Origin of the sequence: Luminiphilus syltensis NOR5-1B (genome assembly GCF_000158175.1) — a bacterium.
Classification (GTDB): Bacteria; Pseudomonadota; Gammaproteobacteria; order Pseudomonadales; family Halieaceae; genus Luminiphilus; species Luminiphilus syltensis.
The window spans coordinates 697,273-716,464 of record NZ_DS999411.1; the positions used below are offsets into that span (position 1 = coordinate 697,273).

Genomic DNA, 19,192 nt, shown 5'->3' on the forward strand with positions numbered 1-19,192 from the left:
GGCGCTGGCGCGAGGTGAGGTGGGCGGGAGTCCTTTGAGCGTCGACGAGCGACTCTGACCGTGCGCCGGCCTTGCTGGAGCTACGCGAGCAGCTCAAAGGACTACCGGCTACCTCACCGATTGTAAGACATCGAACATGGTCATCAGCGACTATCTTCCAAGGCTGAAATTGAGGTGCTGATCAGGCCCTGACCCCGCTCCCTGCGATGGAGCATAAAAAAAGCGCCCCACAGGGCGCCTTCATTGCGATTGGAAGCGTTTACTCTTCCGTTTCTTCTGCGTCATCGTCAACTACATCGACCAACTCGACATCAAAAACGAGGGTGGCATTGGGTCCGATAATTTCGCCCGCGCCGCCCGCGCCGTAAGCCAACTCTGAGGGAATAAACAGCTTGTACTTCGCGCCCTCGCTCATGAGCTGCAATGCCTCGGTCCAGCCGGCGATCACCTGAGTGACGCCAAACTTGACAGTCTGGCCGCGGCTGTAGGAGCTGTCGAATTCCTGCCCGTCAATCAAGGTGCCACGGTAATGCACCTCGACCGTATCTTCGGAGGTAGGCTTATCACCATCGCCAGCCTCAATCACCTCGTATTGCAGTCCGGAATCAGTAACGACAACACCCTCACGCCTGGCGTTCTCCTCAAGGAAGGCGACACCGGCCTCGGTATTAGCCGTGGCCATTGCCTCGCGCTGGGCCTGCTGGTCGGCCTCCAGCTTTTCCTGGAATGCGATCATTTCGGCGTTTATTTCTTCATCGGTAAGCTTGGCGTCATTACCCTCCATGGCATCTCGAAGACCGAGGGCATAGGCGTCGACATCAAGCTCCATGCCATCAGATTTCATACGCTGGCCCATTCGAAGTGCAACGCCGTAGGCCAGGCGCTCGTTCGGAGTATCTAAGGTCACGGGTTCAGGCTCCTTTGCTTGCTCCTGACAGGCGGTGAGTACACCGACAAACATCGGGGCGATAAGCAGAGTCGTCGCGCGACGGGTGAAGATGGAACGCATAATCGAGATCCTGTCTCTGGAAATGAATGAATCGCGGATGTTACGCGGCATCCACGCACTTCGCCAGTGGGCAAACCCCGTCAATTTACGCAGGTGCTCTGCAGCTCCGTCGTCAATCGGTGCAATAGTTCGTCAACGAGCCTATGGGTGGGCCCGAGAACCTGCACAACGTTGCCCGATATCCGTTCCGCGGTATCGCTGGCCGCCCTGGGAGTTTCACCCGGGCTGGTCGTGCTATGCAGAGAAAACCAGCGCGCCGTCAGCAGAATCGCCAACTGATGCTCCGCCTCCAGTTCGACAGCTTTTACCGCCGAGTAAAGGTCTGGACTCGCCGTCGTCTTCCAGGCCGCGCGTCGCTCACGCAGGGGGAGGAGCACCTCCCGGTTCCATGGCGTCACCCATGCAGCCAGATCACCTCTGCACTCCGGCGTGAGCACCTCGCCCCGGACACCGAGCCAGGTCGCGAATAAAAGCTCCATGACAACAGCGTCATGATCATCCTGTACCTGTAACAGCACACTGCTCAATCCCGGGCGTTGATAAACCGCTACCGCCCAGTCCCAAAACTCTGTCGATTTGTCACTGACCAATTAGCCGCTCCTTTGCCCTTCTATTCATGCGCTTTATGACCGCCTCCCGTCGTTGCGCCGCGCTGCGGTCTGCTGCCTCTTCTGACCAGACAAGCGCGACCGGGCGCCTGGCGCCGGTAAAACGCGCGCCGCCGGCGAGATCACCATTATGCTGGCGCAGGCGGCGCTGCAGATCATTCGTCACGCCACAATACAGCGAGCCATCGGTGCAGCGCAGGAGGTAAACCCACCAGGGGTGCGTACTCGGCGAACGTGCTTTTTGCGTGATGCCCACAGTGCTATAGTTTCCGGCTTATCAATTCCCAAATACTAAAACGATGGAGTCCACATGAGTAACGCAATCGTCCACGTCACTGATACCAGCTTCGAATCCGATGTCCTTACCGCTGATGAGCCCGTGCTGGTGGATTTCTGGGCGGAATGGTGTGGCCCCTGCAAAATGATCGCACCGGTTCTGGAAGAGATCGCCGCTGAATACGCCGGCAAGCTAAAGGTCGCCAAGGTTGATGTCGACAGCAATCCGGGCACCCCCGAGAAATTCGGCATACGCGGCATCCCAACACTGATTCTGTTCAAGGATGGCAACGCCGTAGATACGAAAGTCGGTGCACTGTCCAAATCCCAACTCGCCGAGTTTATTGAGGCCAGTCTCTAACCGTTAGAAACTTGCCGTCACAGCGACGGCGCAGGCATCCGATCAGTTTTTCGGCCCGCAAAGGGCTGGACGCCAAACCGAACTGGTGCTAGTTTACCGGGGTAATGAGGCCTCCGCTTCGGAGCCCCGCCAATACTTCCCTTCCCCATGACAGACCCAATCGGCACATGTTGCCGTTGTTGAACATGCGGGCGATGGCGCCGGGCCGGGTGCTTCGATTGTGTCGCGCCGGATCTCCGGCAAGCCACCACGCACAAACCCCACTCCTTTATTTCACCGGAACTGACTCGTGGACGAACAAAAAAGCTCAGAGAGCAACGACTTGGAAACACCTGTGGCCGAGCCCACTCCCGCCCCGCCAGAAGCAACTGCCGACGGCTCTGCTGAAGATTCTGGCAAAACCTTAAAGCTGAACCGAAAGGAAGCAAAGGAATCGGGGGACGCGGAGGCCGCCGCCAACACTGGCGATAGAGCGCCAGAAAATGGTGACTCCGGTGATCAGGGCGAGAACAGTAATAATAACGGCGGAGGCCGAGGCCGCCGGGGCAGACAGCGACGGCAAAAGCGCGAACCCCATACACCCAGCGCCAATCCCATGAGCCTGACCGACCTGAAGACCAAGTCGACTCAGGAACTGATCGACATGGCCAAAGAAATGGGCCTCGACAACATGGCCCGGTCGCGAAAACAGGACATCATCTTTGCCCTGCTAAAACGCCATGCGAAAAGCGGTGAGGACATTTGGGGCGACGGCGTCCTTGAGATCCTCCCGGATGGCTTTGGTTTCCTGCGTTCGGCAGACAGCTCCTACCTGGCCGGGCCCGATGACATTTATGTCAGTCCCAGCCAGATCAGACGATTTAATTTGCGAACGGGTGACACCATCACCGGGATGATTCGTCCCCCCAAAGACAGCGAACGGTACTTCGCACTGCTCAAAGTTCAGGATGTGAATTTTGAGTCCCCCGAAAGTGCCAAAGCCAAAATTCTGTTCGAAAACCTCACACCGCTGTTTCCCAACGAACGTCTCACCCTCGAGCAGGGTAACGGGAGTACCGAAGACCTGACGGGGCGGATTATCGATCTCTGCGCACCGGTGGGAAAAGGACAGCGTGGCTTGTTGGTCGCACCGCCCAAGGCGGGTAAGACCATAATGATGCAGAACATGGCCCAGGCGATCATCACCAACAACCCCGAGTGTTATGTCATTGTCCTGCTGATTGACGAACGCCCCGAAGAGGTCACTGAGATGCAGCGATCCGTAGGTATTCGCGGAGCTGAAGTGGTCGCTTCGACCTTTGATGAGCCACCGGCGCGACACGTCCAGGTCGCGGACATGGTGATTGAGAAAGCAAAACGCCTTGTCGAGCACAAACGCGACGTTGTCATCCTGCTGGACTCGATCACACGCCTGGCACGGGCATTCAACACGGTGGTACCCAGTTCAGGCAAAGTACTCACCGGTGGTGTCGACGCCCACGCGCTCGAGCGACCCAAGCGTTTCTTCGGCGCTGCACGCAACATTGAGGAAGGCGGGAGCCTTTCCATTATCGCAACCGCGCTCATCGATACCGGCTCCAAGATGGATGAAGTCATTTACGAAGAGTTCAAGGGCACGGGCAACCTCGAATTACACCTTGATCGAAAGATTGCTGAAAAGCGGATTTACCCCGCCATCAATATTCGCCGATCGGGCACCCGCCGCGAGGAGTTGCTGACCAGCGAGGACGAACTGCAGCGAATGTGGATTCTGCGCAAGCTGTTGCATGGTATGGAAGATCTTCCCGCCATCGAGTTTTTGCTCGACAAGCTCAAAGATACCAAGAGCAATGCCGAGTTCTTCGCGTCCATGCGGCGCAAATAGTTTCCGCGCTATGGGTATCCATAGTGGCCCGACGGGGCACGGCGATCGCGATACGCGCTGATGCTGCTCGATGCGATGCCACATGCCACTGCTCCGGGTGCTGCCAGCGCCGTCGCGCTTGCCAGGCGAGCGCCTGCGCTCGGTACAGTTTTCTCTGAACACGCCAAAAGAGCCTGTGCTGACGACTATTCCCCCATCCTGCTACAAGGCCGGCAGGTGATCATGGCCGAGCGCCTATGACCGCTCGTGATCTTCGGGAGTTCATTCGCCAGCTCGAGTCCGAGGGGGAGCTAAAGCGTATCAGCGCTGAGGTTGACCCGAATCTCGAAATGACAGAAATAGCGGACCGCACACTGCGCGGTGGCGGTCCGGCACTGCTGTTCGAAAATCCCAAGGGGTTTTCCATGCCCGTTCTGGCCAATTTATTTGGTACCGAACGGCGTGTTGCCCTGGGAATGGGTGCAGATTCCGTAGCGGCGTTACGGGAGATTGGGGAGTTACTCGCCTACCTGCGCCAGCCCGACCCGCCCAAAGGTATGCGCGACTTGATCGACAAGGCACCCCTGCTGAAGAAGGTGCTGAACATGGGGCCAAAGGTCATCAGCCGACCGCCCTGCCAGGAGGTGATCCTGCGCGACGAAAAGGTCGACCTCACGGCCTTACCCATTCAAACCTGTTGGCCAGGTGATGTGGCCCCCCTGGTGACCTGGCCCCTCGTCATAACCCGCGGCCCCGAAAAGCCACGCATGAATCTCGGCATTTATCGCATGCAGCTCCTGGGACGCAATAAATTGATTATGCGTTGGCTGTCGCACCGAGGCGGAGCGCTCGATTTTCGCGACTGGCAAATCAAGCATCCCGGCGAACGCTATCCGGTGGCGATTGCGCTGGGCGCCGACCCGGCGACGACCCTCGGTGCCGTAACCCCGGTACCCGATGCGCTGTCAGAATATGCGTTTGCGGGGCTTCTGCGGGGCGCCAAAACTGATCTCGCCGAATGTGTGACCGATCTTTGCCGCAACAACGAACTTCGGGTGCCCGCTCATGCCGAAATTATCCTCGAGGGCTATCTCGAACCCGGAGAAATGGCGGAGGAAGGCCCTTTTGGTGACCACACGGGCTATTACAATGAAGTGGAGCAGTTTCCGGTATTCACCGTAGATACGGTGACCACCCGAAAGAACCCGATCTACCACAGTACTTATACCGGCCGACCGCCCGATGAGCCCGCCATACTGGGCGTGGCGCTAAACGAAGTGTTCGTGCCGCTATTACAGAAACAATTTCCGGAAATCGTCGATTTTTACCTACCACCCGAGGGCTGTTCCTACCGAATGGCCGTGGTGGCAATACGAAAAGAGTACCCGGGTCACGCCAAAAGGGTAATGCTGGGCATCTGGTCTTTCCTCCGGCAATTCATGTACACCAAGTTTATTATTGTGGTGGATGACGATGTCGACGCGCGATCATGGGAAGACGTGATATGGGCAATGACCACGCGCATGGATCCACGGCGAGATAGCGTGTTCGTCGATAACACGCCCATTGATTACCTCGATTTCGCCTCCCCGGTCGCAGGTCTCGGCTCCAAGGTCGGCATGGATGCGACCAACAAATGGGAGGGGGAAACCGATCGGGAATGGGGTACCGCCATCGCGATGAGTGACGACGTCAAATCGCGGGTCGACGACCTCTGGTCGTCACTGGGTATCGATTTGCCGGGGCGTAGCGGCCGGTAAAGCAGAGTCGGGTAACGGCAACTCCGGAAGATCACCCGCTCCAGTCAATGCGGCCTCACGCATAAACTCCATGGCCCGCTTCGGATCGCCGCTGGCCTGATGGAAACGCGCCAGTTCCATACAAATTTCCGCATTGGCCGCCAGGTGGTGGGACTCCTGAAGGTATTCCTGGGCTTTATTCCAGTCTTTGGCCTGCAGCGCCATCCGCCCGGCGCATAACAGCAAGACCGGATCACGCCCATGGGTTTCCAGCCAGCGTTCCGTCTTCTTAAGCACCTTGTCAGGGCGATTCACCGACAACCGGGACAAGGAAGCGACCAAATGGGCATCCCAGTTGCGTTCGAGCGCATCGACGATGAGTCGTTGCGCCTTGTCGTGTGCATCCATCTTGACCAGGCAATCGACATAGCGACGTTGCAATCCGGGGTTGGCGGTTTTCACCGAGCCGGGAATACGCTGCCAGATTCGATCGACTACCGCGCTGTCGTCGCCTTCACCACAACACTGAACCAGCAACGCATCCCAGGTCTGATGCTCGAGTCGCTCGATTTCATGCTCATCCAATACCTTGTGCCTACGCAGCTCGGGCAGCAGCTCTGATAAGGATTCCCAATCCTCGAGCCTACTGTAAGCTGTGGCCAGCAGTTCGAGTACCGACGGATGGCGACTGGCGTTTTGCCGGGCGCGAACCAGTGTTGCGAGCGCCTGTTCGTAGTGTCCCGCCGACAACTGAAGCTCCGCCTGAGTCAGTTCCATGGCAATCGCCGTATCTCCTTCAACCGATTCCGCATCGCGCAGGTAGGCCTGCATACCCTCCTGATCGCCAAGCCTGAAGCTCGCGCGAGCTGCCAACAGGTAGTTGACCAGGGGGGCATCGCTATATCGCGCCGAGCGCAATAACTGCCTACGCGAACGCTTCCAGTTACCTTCGATGAAATTGATGAGTCCCCGGTTGGTCAGCGCCTGTGCAGTTCTCGACTTACGGTGCCCCAGCCAGCCGGAGACCGAACGGGGCGCTCGCAGCGTGGTCATTAAAAGTCGATAGGCCAGTACCAGAATCCCCCAAAACAAAAGCCAGAGGAAACCACCCACCCAAATACTGGTCTCGATAGTGGTACTGCCATAGCTGATCACCACCTCTCCCGGATCCTGCTCAACCAGAGCAATGAGACCGGCGCCGGCCAGCAGGCCCACAATCAACAAAAAGATCAGGCGGCGCACGGATCAGACGCCCGTTGCGCGGGCGTTGAGTGCCCTGACCGCATCATCAAGCGCCTTTCGAGAGGCCACCAGATCGGGCAATACCGGAGCGACCTTCACTCCTGCCAGTTCGCGCAATGTTTCGACCATCGCATCCACGGTATCGGGATCAGCCTCGCGAAGCCGGGTCGCGAAAGCCTCAGCCTGCGCAATAGCGGTCTCGTACAGCTCCTGGTTGGCCGACAACAGCGCGACCTGAGCCTGCTCAAGCAGCATGCGCTGATTCTGACGCGCCAGCGCCTGCCACTCCGGGGACAACGCAGCATCGAGCTCTTCATTGCGATCGCGAACAATCAGGTAATTGGATAGCTTCGCGAGGGCGGCCTGCCATCCGGCTTTTGCACGGCTGAGCCAGTCGAGGTCAGGATCGGTCGCGACACCATCATCCAGCTCCGCTGGCGGTGCTACCGCGAGCCTATCAGCCTGTTCAATGAGCGCAGAGAGCCGCGCATGCAGTCCCGTTATGTCGACCTTGGCCACCGCTCGCAGCTGCGCTCGATCCCGAGCGAGCATACGCCGCGCCCCCTCCAGCGCCGGGTCATCGGCTTCGGCGAGAAGATCATCCGCGTTACGCAGCAATGCTTCGGCGGCATCGACATCCCCGGCCACCAGCAGGCGCTGGCTCGAAAGCCGTGTCAGGAACGCCGCCTCCTGCACCAGCCAGGCTCGACGATCGGTGCCCGTCAGCCGGGCAAGTTGCTCTTCAAGGCGGGCCAGGCGGTCATCGAATCGACGCAGCGCATCGGTCTGCTCCCGTCGACTCTGGTCGAGTGTTTGCTGCTGCGCCCGGGCTGCCTTTGCCTGCTCGGCCTGCGACGCCTTGAGTCGCTCCTCGATGGTGCTCCCCAGCGCCGCCATGCGTTGCTCCCTGGCGGTAACCGTCGCTGCCTGTTGTGACTGCTCTCCCGCCAAAGCCGCCTGTTCCTCGGCCAACGCCGACTGGTCGGCTGCCAGTGTTTCAACCCTCTCCACCAAGCCGGTGAGCTGCTGCGCCGAGGCCAGTTGCTGGTTGGTCGCGCCGGCGAGTAGCGGCTTGCCAAACCAGTAGCCTGCCGCCGCCAATCCGGCGAGTAAAACCAGCACGATAAACAGCATAAATCGCGCAAATCCGTCGCGTTTGGCCGTTTTTGCCGGCGCGGGTGGCTCCGGTGGCGGCGAGGGTGCGTCATTCGTGGTCGCCGGGGCGGGGGTGTTTGCCTCGCTTTCGGCGCTGTCAGCTACCCCTTCGGGCTCTTTCTCACTCATTGCTAGATCCTGCTCATCCGAGGGACGAATCTCATGCTCCAGTACCCGAAGAAATGCCTCATCGCCGGCATTCGGCGCGGTGATCACATGCTGCCAGCCGAGCTCCGCAGCCACCTGGGCCACGCGCTCCGAGGGCACCACTACGTTCTCAGCTACTAGATTAGGTTGCCCGCCCTCAGCAAGCAACTCCGTTACACGCCGCAGTGTCTGCTCACTGCTCGCCTGAATCACGAGCGGTCGACGTTTCGCCAGCTCACCCGCAAAATCGGTGGCATCGAGCGATTCATTGACCCGCTGGTAGCAGACAAATTCAATGACCTCCGCGCCGCGGGTCCGCAGCGTCTCGGCCAGAACCGCCCGTCCGCCCTCACCCTTGACCAAAAGAACCCGATGACCGCTGATCTCGCGCAGTGCAGGCAAGGCAAGCAGGCCTTCAGAGTCTTCCCGGTCGGGGGTCATCACCGGCAACCCGGCGGCCTCGAGCTCCTGGGCCGTTCGCCGTCCCACCGCGAGCGATACCATCCCGGCATCACGCAACCGCTCGGCCAGATGCGGCAGACCCTGTCTTACGGCGTTAGCACTGATGAAAATAGCCAGGTCATTGTCGGTGAGCGCCGGCAGCGCGTCGATGGCCGCCGGTGCCAGCGGCTCCATGCGCAACATGGGCTGGACAAAGACGTCCCACCCGCGTTCCGCAAGAATCGCCGCTAACCGCGCGCTGTCCTCCTGCGGCCGCGTGAGAATGACGGTATGACTCACCCCCGAACGGCAGCCAGTAGCTCTGCGGCACCCGCCTGCAAGAGCTGGTCGGCGACGTCGTAGCCCAGCACCTCGGGATCGCGGCCACGCCCCTCCGCGAGAAGCAGGGTTTTACCCTCTGTCGAGCCGACGCGACCCCGCAACCACAGGCCGCCATCACCGTCGGGTAGGGCAAAGCTGGCGATGGGGACGTCGCAACCACCATCCAAACGGCGCACCAGGGCTCGTTCCGCGAGCACACAGGCAGCGGTTTGCACATGGTGCAATGGCTTTAACAGCTCGGCGATCCGATCGTCACCATCGCGGTATTCGATACCAACGGCACCCTGGCCACCGGCGGGGAGCGAAAGATCCGGATCGATCAACTGGCCAATGCGATCTTCGAAACCCAATCGCTTCAGCCCTGCAGAGGCGAGGATAATGGCATTAAACTCACCGGCGTCGAGCTTGGCGAGGCGCGTATTGACATTACCCCTGAGAAAACCGATCTCGAGATCCGGTCGATGGCGCAACAACTGCGACCCGCGACGCAGACTCGAGGTCCCCACCCGTGCCCCCTGGGGCAGCTGATCGAATCCAGATACCCCAACCAGTGAATCGGTGGGATCCTCGCGCTCACAAATCACACCCAGGGTCAGCCCCGGCGGCAGCGCCATGGGTACATCCTTCATCGAATGCACCGCGATATCCGCGCTGCCATCCTGTAATGCCGTTTCAAGTTCTTTGACGAAAAGACCCTTTCCACCGACTTTATAGAGCGGTCGATCCAGTAATTGGTCACCGCGGGAGGTCATTCCCAGAAGCTCGACCTCCAATTCCGGATGGAGTTCGCTCAGACGGTCAGCGACATGATTCGCCTGCCATAAGGCCAGCGGACTTTCCCGCGTGGCGATTACAATTTTTGACACAAATAGCCCTCTTGTTTGCTCTGCCAATCTTATCACGGTCTGCGCCCGCAGCCGCCGGTGTTACACTCCCTGCGCCCGTAATCGAGACTCTTTTTAGCATAGGACAGACCATGAGCGACGGTAGCGATAATCAATCCTCCACCAGCGATCTCTGGGGTGGGCGTTTTAATGAGCCGACCGATGCATTTGTACAGCGTTTCACCGCGTCACATACCTTCGATCGGGCTCTGGCAAGCCACGATATTCGAGGTTCCCGCGCCCACGCCGCCATGCTAACCGCGGTGGGCGTGCTCAGTGAGGACGAGTGCGAATCGATCAACCGGGGTCTCGATATCATTGCAAAGGAGATCGAGTCCTCGCAATTTGACTGGCAGGTGGCTCGCGAGGATGTTCACATGAACATTGAGGCGAGACTGACCGAGCTCATCGGCGACGCCGGGAAAAAGCTCCACACGGGTCGATCGAGAAATGATCAGGTCGCCACCGATATCCGGCTTTACCTGCGCGATGCCATTGACCGGATACTGGGGGAGCTTACCCGCCTGCAATCGGGAATTATCGATCTTGCGGCGGAGAACAGCGACACCATCATGCCTGGATTCACCCACCTCCAGGTGGCCCAGCCCGTGGTATTCGGTCATCACCTGCTCGCCTGGAACGAAATGCTGGAGCGGGATTTTGGACGCCTGTCGGATTGCCGGCAGCGACTCAATGAATGTCCGCTGGGCGCGGCTGCACTGGCGGGTACGACCTTCCCTATCGACCGGGAGATGACCGCGGCCACCCTGGGCTTCTCCGCACCGACGCGAAACTCGCTCGATTCGGTATCAGATCGCGACTTCGCCATTGAATTCAGCGCCGCAGCGGCACTGCTAATGACCCACCTTTCGCGAATGTCTGAGGAACTCGTGATCTGGAGTTCAGCCCAATTTGACTTTATTGATATTCCGGACCGCTTCTGTACCGGCTCGTCGATCATGCCGCAGAAGAAAAACCCGGACGTGCCCGAACTGGTTCGCGGCAAGACGGGACGCGTCAATGGCCATTTGGTCGCCTTGTTAACGCTGATGAAGTCACAGCCGCTGGCCTATAACAAGGACAATCAGGAGGACAAGGAGCCGTTGTTTGACTGCGTCGGCACTACCCTTGACTGCCTGCGCGCCTTCGCCGACATGGTGCCCGCGATCACGCCCAAGGCCGAATCAATGCGCCGGGCGGCGCTGGTCGGTTTCGCAACGGCGACCGACCTGGCGGACTATCTGGTGCGCAAGGGGCTGGCATTCCGGGACGCCCATGAGGTCGTGGGCAAAGCAGTAGCGCATTGCGTTAACGCGAACAGTACTCTGGAGGCGCTGCCGCTGGAAACGCTGCGGGGCTTTCACTCGGTCATCGCTGAAGATGTATTTGAGATACTGACCCTCGAGGGCTCGGTCGCCGCGCGGGATCATCTGGGTGGCACTGCGCCGGCGCAGGTCAGATCCGCAGCCGTGGCCGCAAAACAGCGACTCCAGCGTTAGCGCGGACGGCCGCGATAGCGGATCGCGAATTGGAATGTAATATCGGGGCCGCTTTCCACCTTGATGTCCTCTATAAACAACGCCTCGAGCGACCAGTCCTGCGCCACCTTCCAGCGCGCGCCAAAACTCAGCAGGGCGCTGGCCTCTCCGAGTGCACCGAGCTCACTGGCAGTCAGTGCGCTATGACCGTCGTACTGGGCCAATAAAGACCACTGATCGGCGATCTGCCAATCCATCGACAGCCCGGCAAACCAGAGATTGCGCCGTTGGGAATCACTGAGTAAATCGGTTTCACCGGCCCGCATGTATCCGAGCTGTCCGTGCCAGGTCAGCGGAAAATCACCGGGATGGGCCCCGGAAAAGCGAAGCGTTACAAATGCATTCCCTGCGCCACCGCCGAGAAATCCGCTCTCATCCCCGGTAGCGATGATGTAGCCAAGGCCCAGCGATGCGGACTGCCCGGGAGCACGATGAAACACGCGGTTGAGTGCCACCGTGGTATCGCCGATACCCCGGGCGGGTTGCCGGAGGCCTTGCTCAAACCCGGGCGATCCATAGGCGTAGATAAACTGATCATTGGGATAATCGGACCGACCGCCGTCACTCATACCAAAAAAATCGTGCCAGCTGTTGATGGCGCCGTCGAGAAAGCCTTCGCTATGCTTCACCCAGGGTACCGTGGCACTGATATCCCAGCTATCCGCAAAGCCATAGCGCAGCGTCGCGGAGAGCTTCATGGTCTCACCATCGATAAACAGCGCCTCGCCGCTATCGGCCCGGGACTGCTCTATAAAATGACTGGCTACAGCCTGATTGAGATCCACCGCGAAACCCGCCTCCGTATCGGCGCGACGCTGGGCAGGAAAGCTGCGTAGCGCCGAAAACGGCGACAGATTTTCCACCGCCAGCGGTGCGGACTCCATCGAGTCAGCCACAGTGGGCACGCTTGACCAAAGCATCCATGCCGCGCCCACAAGCAACGCCCCGGGTTTCCGGCACGGGCCAAAGCGTCCATTCAGTCTGCGAAGATCTCCATTACCAATGCGCATCACGTCTCCATGGCGGCTCCGGCACCATAATCGGGTACCGGTGTTGTTCAGTTTAACAGTCGCAGGCCCGAGATAAGCCTTTTTGGGATGCAGCCCTCGGGTTGCGCCACTGTTATACTGGCTGTTTTCCGGGTTTCATCGCCATGCGCACTGCACTACTCGTCGTCATACTGGTTGGGATCACTGCCTGCGGTCAGACGGGACCGCTGCGGCCCGCGACTGAAACTGAAAACCCTGCGAATGAAACATCGAGTCGTTAATGGCCTTCACCTATAAAAACGACGTCCTCCACTGCGAGGATGTTGCGATCAGCACTATCGCCGAACAGGTTGGGACGCCGGTTTACGTCTACTCGCGCGCCGATATTGAAGCAGCGTTTGGCGAATATCAGAGCGCGCTGGCCAATCGACCCCACCTTATTTGCTACGCGGTCAAGGCCAACTCCAATCTGGCGGTACTCAATCTGCTGGCACGACTGGGGGCGGGCTTTGATATTGTCTCTGAGGGCGAGCTCGCCCGTGTCATTGCCGCCGGGGGCGATCCGTCCAAAGTCGTTTTTTCCGGTGTCGGCAAAAGCTGCGAGGGTATTCGCCAGGCGCTCGACGCCGGTATTCGCTGCTTCAATGTGGAGAGCGAAGCCGAACTCAATGTGCTCAACGAGATTGCCGCAGAGTGCGGCAAAGTAGCTCCGGTATCGCTTCGGGTGAACCCGGATGTTGATGCCAATACACACCCCTATATCTCTACCGGCCTCAAGGAGAATAAGTTCGGTGTGGACATCGAGCGCGCCAAGGACTTGTACGAACAGGCCGCAGCGATGTCGTTTATCGAACCCGTTGGTGTCGACTGCCATATTGGCAGTCAGCTGCTTTCCATTACCCCGTTTATCGACGCTGTCGACCGATTGCTTGCCCTCGTTGACGCGCTGGAGTCCAGCGGTATCACGCTGAAGCACCTCGACCTCGGCGGAGGCTTGGGCGTGCAATATGGCGAGGAGCAGGCGCCCGCCATCAGCGCCTATATTGCTGCGCTTACCGACCGGCTGGGGGATCGCGAGTTTGAACTCATTTTCGAGCCGGGACGGTCGGTGGTCGCGATGGCCGGTGCATTGGTGACGCGGGTCAACTACCTCAAGCCCACCGAACACCGCAATTTTGCGCTGGTGGATGCGGCAATGAATGATCTGATCCGACCGGCACTCTACGACGCCTGGATGGATATCCTGCCCGCAACACAACGCCACGACACTGCTCATCGCTGGGATGTCGTCGGTCCCGTCTGTGAGACCGGCGACTTTCTCGGCAAAGATCGTGAGCTGGCCCTGCAACCGGACGACCTGTTGGTGGTAACCGGGGCGGGAGCCTATGGCTTTGTGATGGCCTCCAACTACAATACCCGCCCGAGGCCCGCAGAGGTCGTCGTCGACAAGGGGACCCTCCACGTCGTCAGGCAACGGGAAGCCCTCGAATCCCTGTGGGCGGGGGAGACCTGTCTCCCGGAACCTGCCTCGTGAGAGTCGCCTTCACTAAAATGCACGGTGCCGGCAACGATTTTGTCGTTATTGATCTCATCAGCCAGTTCCTCAACTTAAAGCCGGCACATATACGCTTCATCGCAGACCGCCAGCGGGGGATCGGTTGTGATCAGGTGCTTCTGGTGGAGCCCCCTACCCAACCAGAAAACGACTTTCGCTATCGAATTTACAATGCCGATGGCTCCGAGTCCGGCCAGTGTGGCAACGGCGCGCGATGCTTTGCCCGTTTTGTCCGCGAAAAAAGCCTTACCTGGAAACGTGAACTCCAGGTAGAAACCCGGAATGGCACCATGGCGCTGACTGTCGCCCAGGATGGCCGTATAAACGCCAATCTCGGCGCGCCGATATTCGACACGACACAAATCCCTTTTCAGCCGGAAGACAGCGAAGACAACGCTGAGTACGGCCTCACTGTAGCGGGCAACACCCACCGTATCGGCGCGCTATCAATGGGCAACCCCCACGCAGTGCTCACGGTGGACAGTGTGGCCGACGCTCCGGTGAGTACACTGGGACCGCTGATCGAGAGCCACCCGGCATTCCCCGAGCGGGTCAATGTGGGCTTTATGGAGCTCGTCAGTAAGAACGAAATCCGGCTCCGGGTGTTCGAAAGAGGTGTTGGTGAGACCGAGGCCTGCGGGTCGGGGGCCTGTGCCGCTGCCGTCCATGGAATCCGCCGCGGCCTGCTTGATAACGCCGTGACAGTCCATCTCCCCGGGGGTAAGCTCTCGGTCACATGGTCCGGGGCAGACAACGATGACGTCTGGCTCGCGGGCCCCACTGCAAGTGTATTCGAGGGTGTCGTCAAGCTTCGCGAGGGGTAATGGCGCTGCCGATTCAAGAGTGAAACATGTCCCGAGACAAAGCTGCCATCAAACCATCGCCCGTTGAAACCGATCTGGACCACGCGGCGGTCGAAGCCTTTCTGCTCGACAATCCCCACTTTTTTATGCAGCACCCCGGGGTTCTGGCAGAGCTCGAGCTACCCCATGGGGAGTCATCGACGGTGTCGCTGGTAGAACGTCAGGTGTCGCTGCTGCGCGAGCGCAATATCGAGATGCGGCGCAGGCTTGCCCAAATCAATCAGTGGGCCAAAGCGAATGATGTCCTTTTCGCTGCCACCCGCACGCTGGTGCTCAATCTGCTGGAGGTACGCGACGTCGGCGAGATCAAATCCACGTTTGATTCTGGTATCTCCAACGCCTTCGAGGCACAGTTCGGCGCGCTGCACTGGCTGCCGGCCGCCGCCACACTCGACCCAGAGCTGAATAGCCTCGATACTGAATCCAGCAATCTGATTCTATCCCTGGTCAAGCACCAACAATCGCTGTCGGGAGTGTTGCGCGCTGAGGAAATGACAGCCCTGTTTTCCGAAGCGAAGGGAGAGGGTTCCGGCGTGGTAACGCCGCTACGGCATAACGATGAGATTATTGGGGTCATTGCGGTCGGCAGTCACGACACCGCCCGTTACCAGAGTGATGACGGCACGCTGTTCATCGATCACCTCGCCGAAGTGATTGTTCGCCTGCCGGTATTTGCACTGCTCTAGTGAAATGACACTGTCTCTGGGAGCGAGTATTTCCGATTTTCTGGATTACCAGCGCGATGTCCGCCGGATGTCACACCATACTGTCAGTAACTACCGCCGCGACCTCAATCATTTTGAGGAGTTTTGCCGGGCTTCGAACTGTACATCGCCCCGGGATATCAAGGAGTCGGTCGTCCGTTCATGGGCCGGACAGATGCAACGGCAGGGAAAGGCCCCCGCCACTATCCAGCGCGGGCTGTCGTCGGTTCGAAGTTATTTCAAACATCTCGCGGCAAGACACGCCGATATCAGTAATCCCGCCATCGGCATACGCGCCCCCAGACGCCCGAGAAAACTGCCCAAAACCATCGAAGCGGACAGGATTGGTGCGCTTTTTCAGCGACCTGCCGAGTCGACGCTGGAGAAGCGAGATCAGGCGATCGCCGAACTGTTGTACTCGTCGGGCCTTCGGCTGGCAGAACTGGTCGATGTCAATCTTGAAGACCTCGACCGCCGCGAGGGCGTTATCACCGTCACCGGCAAGGGTGACAAGACCCGCACCGTTCCCGTTGGTGTCGCCGCGCTAAAAGCACTGGAAGCGTGGATCGCCTGCCGCCCCATTGGCCAAGAGGTCCTTTCCGCAAAGGCACCGCTTTTCGTCAATCAGCGAGGCACGCGGCTGGGGCAGCGATCGGTCCAGGACCGGTTGAAAAAGCTGGCGAAAGCGACGCATCTCGGACAAAACCTGCATCCGCACATGCTGCGACATTCCTTTGCCACCCATTTACTCGAGTCCAGTGGTGACCTGCGCGCCGTACAGGAACTGCTCGGCCATGCCAACATCAGCACCACCCAGATCTATACCCACCTCGATTTCCAGCACCTGTCAAAGGTCTACGACACCGCGCACCCCCGGGCCCGCAAACGCAAAACGCCATGATCACAGTGGTCACATTTGATTTGGACGACACACTCTGGGACGTCAGCCCCGCCATTGCCCGGGCTGAGCAGGCGCAAAACGACTGGCTGGGCGTTCACTTCCCCGCTGCAGTCAACGCGGATTTAGACGCGTTTAAACGCGCCGTAAAACAGCAGGTGCTCAATGACCGCCCTGATCTCAGGCACCACATCAGCGCTTTCCGCCAGGAGTACTTGCGACGGTTATTGGTACACGTTGGCGTGAGCGAAGAAGAGGCGCTTCGAGGCGCAGCGGGTGCTTTCGCTGCATTTATCACCCAGCGTCATCGGGTTGCGCTGTTTGGCGAATCCAGGGCCATGCTGCAGAAGATCACTACCCAGTTCACCATCGGCGCCCTGACCAATGGCAACGCTGATGTTTACCAGACACCCCTCGCCGATTTTTTCGATTTCGCCATTAAGGCGGAAGATGTGGGTGGTGCCAAACCGCTGCCGCACCTGTTTGAGGCCGCACTTCGCCACACCAATGTCCAGCCCTCAGCACTGGTACACGTCGGCGACAGCCACGATCACGATATTGACGGCGCAAAAAATGCCGGTGTGCGTGCTATCTGGTACAACAGCTCCGGCGATGTCAGTGACCGCGCCGACGCCTCGATCCAATGTCTTTCTGAATTACCGGACGTACTTGCCCGAATGCGCGCACCGCTCTAAACGTAACGCCGCTGTCAGATCGCTTCTTCGCCAGACTCGCCGGTGCGGATACGAATAATCTGTTCCAGGTCGGTGACAAAAATCTTGCCATCACCAATTTTTCCGGTATTGGCCGCCGCGACAATAGCCTCGACGATCTGGTCTAGCTGGTCATCGGCACAGGCGACCTCAAGCTTCAACTTGGGGAGAAAGTCGACCACATACTCCGCGCCGCGGTAGAGCTCGGTATGCCCGCGCTGACGACCAAAACCCTTGACCTCAGAGACGGTAACGCCATTGACACCAATATCGGCGAGCGCGCCGCGAACGTCGTCCAACTTGAACGGTTTGATTATTGTTGTCACCAGCTTCATTGCAAACTCCGTTGTCTCGGGCGCCTCATTCTACTCGCGTTTTTTCGCTCACCGCAATGCGGCTTCGAGCGCTGTTGCTGACTCGTTTTTTGGTGCAAGCTTACCGGCCATTGATATCAGAATAAGACAGGTTCAGCACCATGATGCAAACAGCCGCCCAACCGGATTATGTTGCCGACGACGCCGTCGTCGACTTTGATATGTATGCCCAATCGGCCATTGCCGATGGCTTTCACGCCGCCTGGGACACCCTCAAGGCACCGGGCACGCCGGCGATTATGTGGACGCCTCGCAACGAGGGGCATTGGATTGTGACCGATCCGGCGCTGTTTTCTGAGGTTTATAACGACTGGGAACTGTTCTCCAGCCGCACCATTATCATTCCAAAGTCCCACGGTGAAGCACACAACTTAATTCCGACGACTATGGACCCTCCGGTGCATCAGCCGTTTCGGATGATACTCAACAGGCTGTTGGCGCCACCGGTAATGGCGAGGATCTCGGACGAGGTTCGTGCGCGAACGCGAGCACTGGTCGAAGAACTGGCGCCGCGGGGGGAGTGCGACTTTACCGCCGACTTTGCCCAGGCATTGCCGCTACACGTCTTTATGACACTGATGGATCTTCCGATCGAGGATATCGACCAGCTCAAGTACTGGTCTGACCAGACCACCCACCCCGACGGCAGCATGACCTTTGAGGAAGCCATCGGGAAACTGGGGGATTACCTCGCACCCTATATCGCCGAGCGACAGGCGAATCCGGGCTCCGACTTTATCAGCAATCTGGTTAATGCCGATATCGATGGCAAACGAATAAGCGATGATGAAGCGAGCAAACTCAGTGTCCAGTTACTGATCGCCGGCGTCGATACCGTGGTGAACTTCCTCAATTTTGCATTCCTGCGACTGGCCCGGGATCCCGATCTGCGCGAACGTATCATTAACAGAGAGCTCGCCTCCAGGGATGCGGCTGAACAGCTGCTCGCCGAACTTCCACTGGTCACGGTGGGGCGGCTGGTCACCCGGGATTGCGAATTCCACGGTGCTCCCCTGAAGGCAGGTGACATGATTGCCCTACCGACACCGCTATGCGCGGGCTTTGAGCTACCCAAGGAACAGATGGCGTCCAACGCCAACGCCCACCTCACTTTTGGACAGGGCCCACATATGTGCCCGGGGCGTTATCTGGCGCGCATGGAAATTGCCCTGGTTCTCGAAGAGTGGTTGGCCCTCATACCCCGTTTTGACATTGCGCCCGACAGCTCGATCACGTTCGGGGGCGGTATTGTGGGCAACATTGCGGCGCTGCCGCTGGTCTGGAACCCAGCACCCTAACCCGAGCCGGATATACCCACCGTAATTCTCGCCGCAACCCCGGGTGGTATAACCACCCGGGGTTCCTCTCTTTTGGCAGATACTTACCCGAACGCGAGGCAAAAAAAAGGTTCATCGCCGCTTGGCGGGATCAAGGCCAGCACGGTACGTCAATCATTGCTCTGGAAGACATTCGCCGACGACCACAGCTTATTTCTTGAAGTCGGTGAGGCA

Annotated in this window: 18 protein-coding genes; 10 read left to right on the forward strand and 8 right to left on the reverse strand. The window is 59.0% G+C overall.

Going from position 1 to position 19,192, the window contains the following annotated elements; all coding sequences use genetic code 11:
• Positions 1-259: 259 nt before the first annotated feature.
• The 3 genes from NOR51B_RS03155 to NOR51B_RS03165 form a co-directional block, all read right to left on the reverse strand.
• Positions 260-1,009, reverse strand: coding sequence for an FKBP-type peptidyl-prolyl cis-trans isomerase (locus NOR51B_RS03155; protein WP_230198388.1), 750 nt, complete (start codon positions 1,007-1,009; stop codon positions 260-262).
• An 80-nt stretch (positions 1,010-1,089) separates the two neighbouring features.
• Positions 1,090-1,599: a TIGR02444 family protein gene (locus tag NOR51B_RS14790; RefSeq protein ID WP_009018926.1), complete on the reverse strand. Its 510-nt coding sequence runs from the start codon at positions 1,597-1,599 to the stop codon at positions 1,090-1,092.
• On the reverse strand, positions 1,589-1,873 hold the full coding sequence (locus NOR51B_RS03165) for a GIY-YIG nuclease family protein (RefSeq protein WP_009020933.1): 285 nt from the start codon (positions 1,871-1,873) through the stop codon (positions 1,589-1,591). Before NOR51B_RS03165 ends, NOR51B_RS14790 begins: the two co-directional genes overlap by 11 nt.
• A gap of 54 nt (positions 1,874-1,927) precedes the next feature.
• On the opposite strand from NOR51B_RS03165, the gene trxA reads away from it, so the two are divergent.
• The 3 genes from trxA (at position 1,928) to ubiD (ending at position 5,857) form a co-directional block, all read left to right on the forward strand.
• The gene (gene trxA, locus NOR51B_RS03170) at positions 1,928-2,254 is read left to right on the forward strand and encodes a thioredoxin TrxA (RefSeq protein WP_009019129.1); all 327 of its coding nucleotides are present in this window, start codon (positions 1,928-1,930) and stop codon (positions 2,252-2,254) included.
• A 595-nt stretch (positions 2,255-2,849) separates the two neighbouring features.
• Positions 2,850-4,118, forward strand: coding sequence for a transcription termination factor Rho (rho, locus tag NOR51B_RS03175; RefSeq protein ID WP_040482289.1), 1,269 nt, complete (start codon positions 2,850-2,852; stop codon positions 4,116-4,118).
• Between the two features lie 236 nt (positions 4,119-4,354).
• Complete coding sequence (gene ubiD, locus NOR51B_RS03185) at positions 4,355-5,857, forward strand: 4-hydroxy-3-polyprenylbenzoate decarboxylase (RefSeq protein ID WP_009021486.1); 1,503 nt, start codon at positions 4,355-4,357, stop codon at positions 5,855-5,857.
• Here ubiD and NOR51B_RS03190 read toward each other — a convergent pair.
• Genes NOR51B_RS03190 through hemC form a run of 3 tightly spaced genes read right to left on the reverse strand, consistent with a single transcriptional unit; the run spans position 5,819 to position 10,029 of the window.
• Positions 5,819-7,078: a heme biosynthesis HemY N-terminal domain-containing protein gene (locus tag NOR51B_RS03190; RefSeq protein WP_040481681.1), complete on the reverse strand. Its 1,260-nt coding sequence runs from the start codon at positions 7,076-7,078 to the stop codon at positions 5,819-5,821. The two genes, ubiD and NOR51B_RS03190, sit on opposite strands and share 39 nt — an antisense overlap.
• 3 nt (positions 7,079-7,081) lie before the next feature.
• Complete coding sequence (locus NOR51B_RS14795; protein ID WP_009021535.1) at positions 7,082-9,121, reverse strand: uroporphyrinogen-III C-methyltransferase; 2,040 nt, start codon at positions 9,119-9,121, stop codon at positions 7,082-7,084.
• Complete coding sequence (gene hemC / locus NOR51B_RS03205; protein ID WP_009020705.1) at positions 9,118-10,029, reverse strand: hydroxymethylbilane synthase; 912 nt, start codon at positions 10,027-10,029, stop codon at positions 9,118-9,120. The genes NOR51B_RS14795 and hemC overlap by 4 nt, the downstream gene beginning before the upstream one ends.
• A gap of 110 nt (positions 10,030-10,139) precedes the next feature.
• On the opposite strand from hemC, the gene argH reads away from it, so the two are divergent.
• Positions 10,140-11,546 carry an argininosuccinate lyase gene (argH, locus tag NOR51B_RS03210; RefSeq protein WP_009019977.1) on the forward strand — a complete coding sequence of 469 codons (1,407 nt, stop codon included), beginning with the start codon at positions 10,140-10,142 and terminating at the stop codon, positions 11,544-11,546.
• Here the strand turns inward: argH and NOR51B_RS03215 are convergent.
• On the reverse strand, positions 11,543-12,595 hold the full coding sequence (locus tag NOR51B_RS03215) for a DUF3187 family protein (protein WP_040481690.1): 1,053 nt from the start codon (positions 12,593-12,595) through the stop codon (positions 11,543-11,545). The genes argH and NOR51B_RS03215 overlap by 4 nt on opposite strands.
• Positions 12,596-12,854: 259 nt before the next feature.
• Between NOR51B_RS03215 and lysA the strand changes: the two genes are divergently transcribed.
• From lysA to NOR51B_RS03240, 5 genes are read left to right on the forward strand one after another with little or no spacing between them, the layout of a single operon-like run.
• A complete protein-coding gene (gene lysA / locus NOR51B_RS03220) occupies positions 12,855-14,108 on the forward strand; it encodes a diaminopimelate decarboxylase (protein WP_009019611.1) in 1,254 nt (417 codons plus the stop codon).
• Positions 14,105-14,953 (forward strand): diaminopimelate epimerase, encoded by an 849-nt coding sequence (dapF, locus tag NOR51B_RS03225; protein WP_040481693.1) that lies wholly within the window; start codon positions 14,105-14,107, stop codon positions 14,951-14,953. The genes lysA and dapF overlap by 4 nt, the downstream gene beginning before the upstream one ends.
• Before the next feature lie 26 nt (positions 14,954-14,979).
• Entirely contained in the window at positions 14,980-15,678 is a 699-nt protein-coding gene (locus NOR51B_RS03230; protein ID WP_009020667.1) for a DUF484 family protein, read from the forward strand.
• Between the two features lie 4 nt (positions 15,679-15,682).
• Positions 15,683-16,597, forward strand: a complete 915-nt coding sequence (xerC, locus tag NOR51B_RS03235) for a tyrosine recombinase XerC (RefSeq protein ID WP_009019353.1) — start codon at positions 15,683-15,685, stop codon at positions 16,595-16,597.
• On the forward strand, positions 16,594-17,289 hold the full coding sequence (locus NOR51B_RS03240) for an HAD family hydrolase (protein ID WP_009019745.1): 696 nt from the start codon (positions 16,594-16,596) through the stop codon (positions 17,287-17,289). Before xerC ends, NOR51B_RS03240 begins: the two co-directional genes overlap by 4 nt.
• A gap of 14 nt (positions 17,290-17,303) precedes the next feature.
• On the opposite strand, the gene NOR51B_RS03245 is transcribed toward NOR51B_RS03240, so the two are convergent.
• Positions 17,304-17,642: a P-II family nitrogen regulator gene (locus NOR51B_RS03245; protein ID WP_009020005.1), complete on the reverse strand. Its 339-nt coding sequence runs from the start codon at positions 17,640-17,642 to the stop codon at positions 17,304-17,306.
• Positions 17,643-17,782: 140 nt separating this feature from the next.
• Here NOR51B_RS03245 and NOR51B_RS03250 point away from each other — a divergent pair, with 140 nt between their 5' ends.
• Positions 17,783-18,979, forward strand: coding sequence for a cytochrome P450 (locus tag NOR51B_RS03250; protein ID WP_009019072.1), 1,197 nt, complete (start codon positions 17,783-17,785; stop codon positions 18,977-18,979).
• Positions 18,980-19,192: the final 213 nt, after the last annotated feature.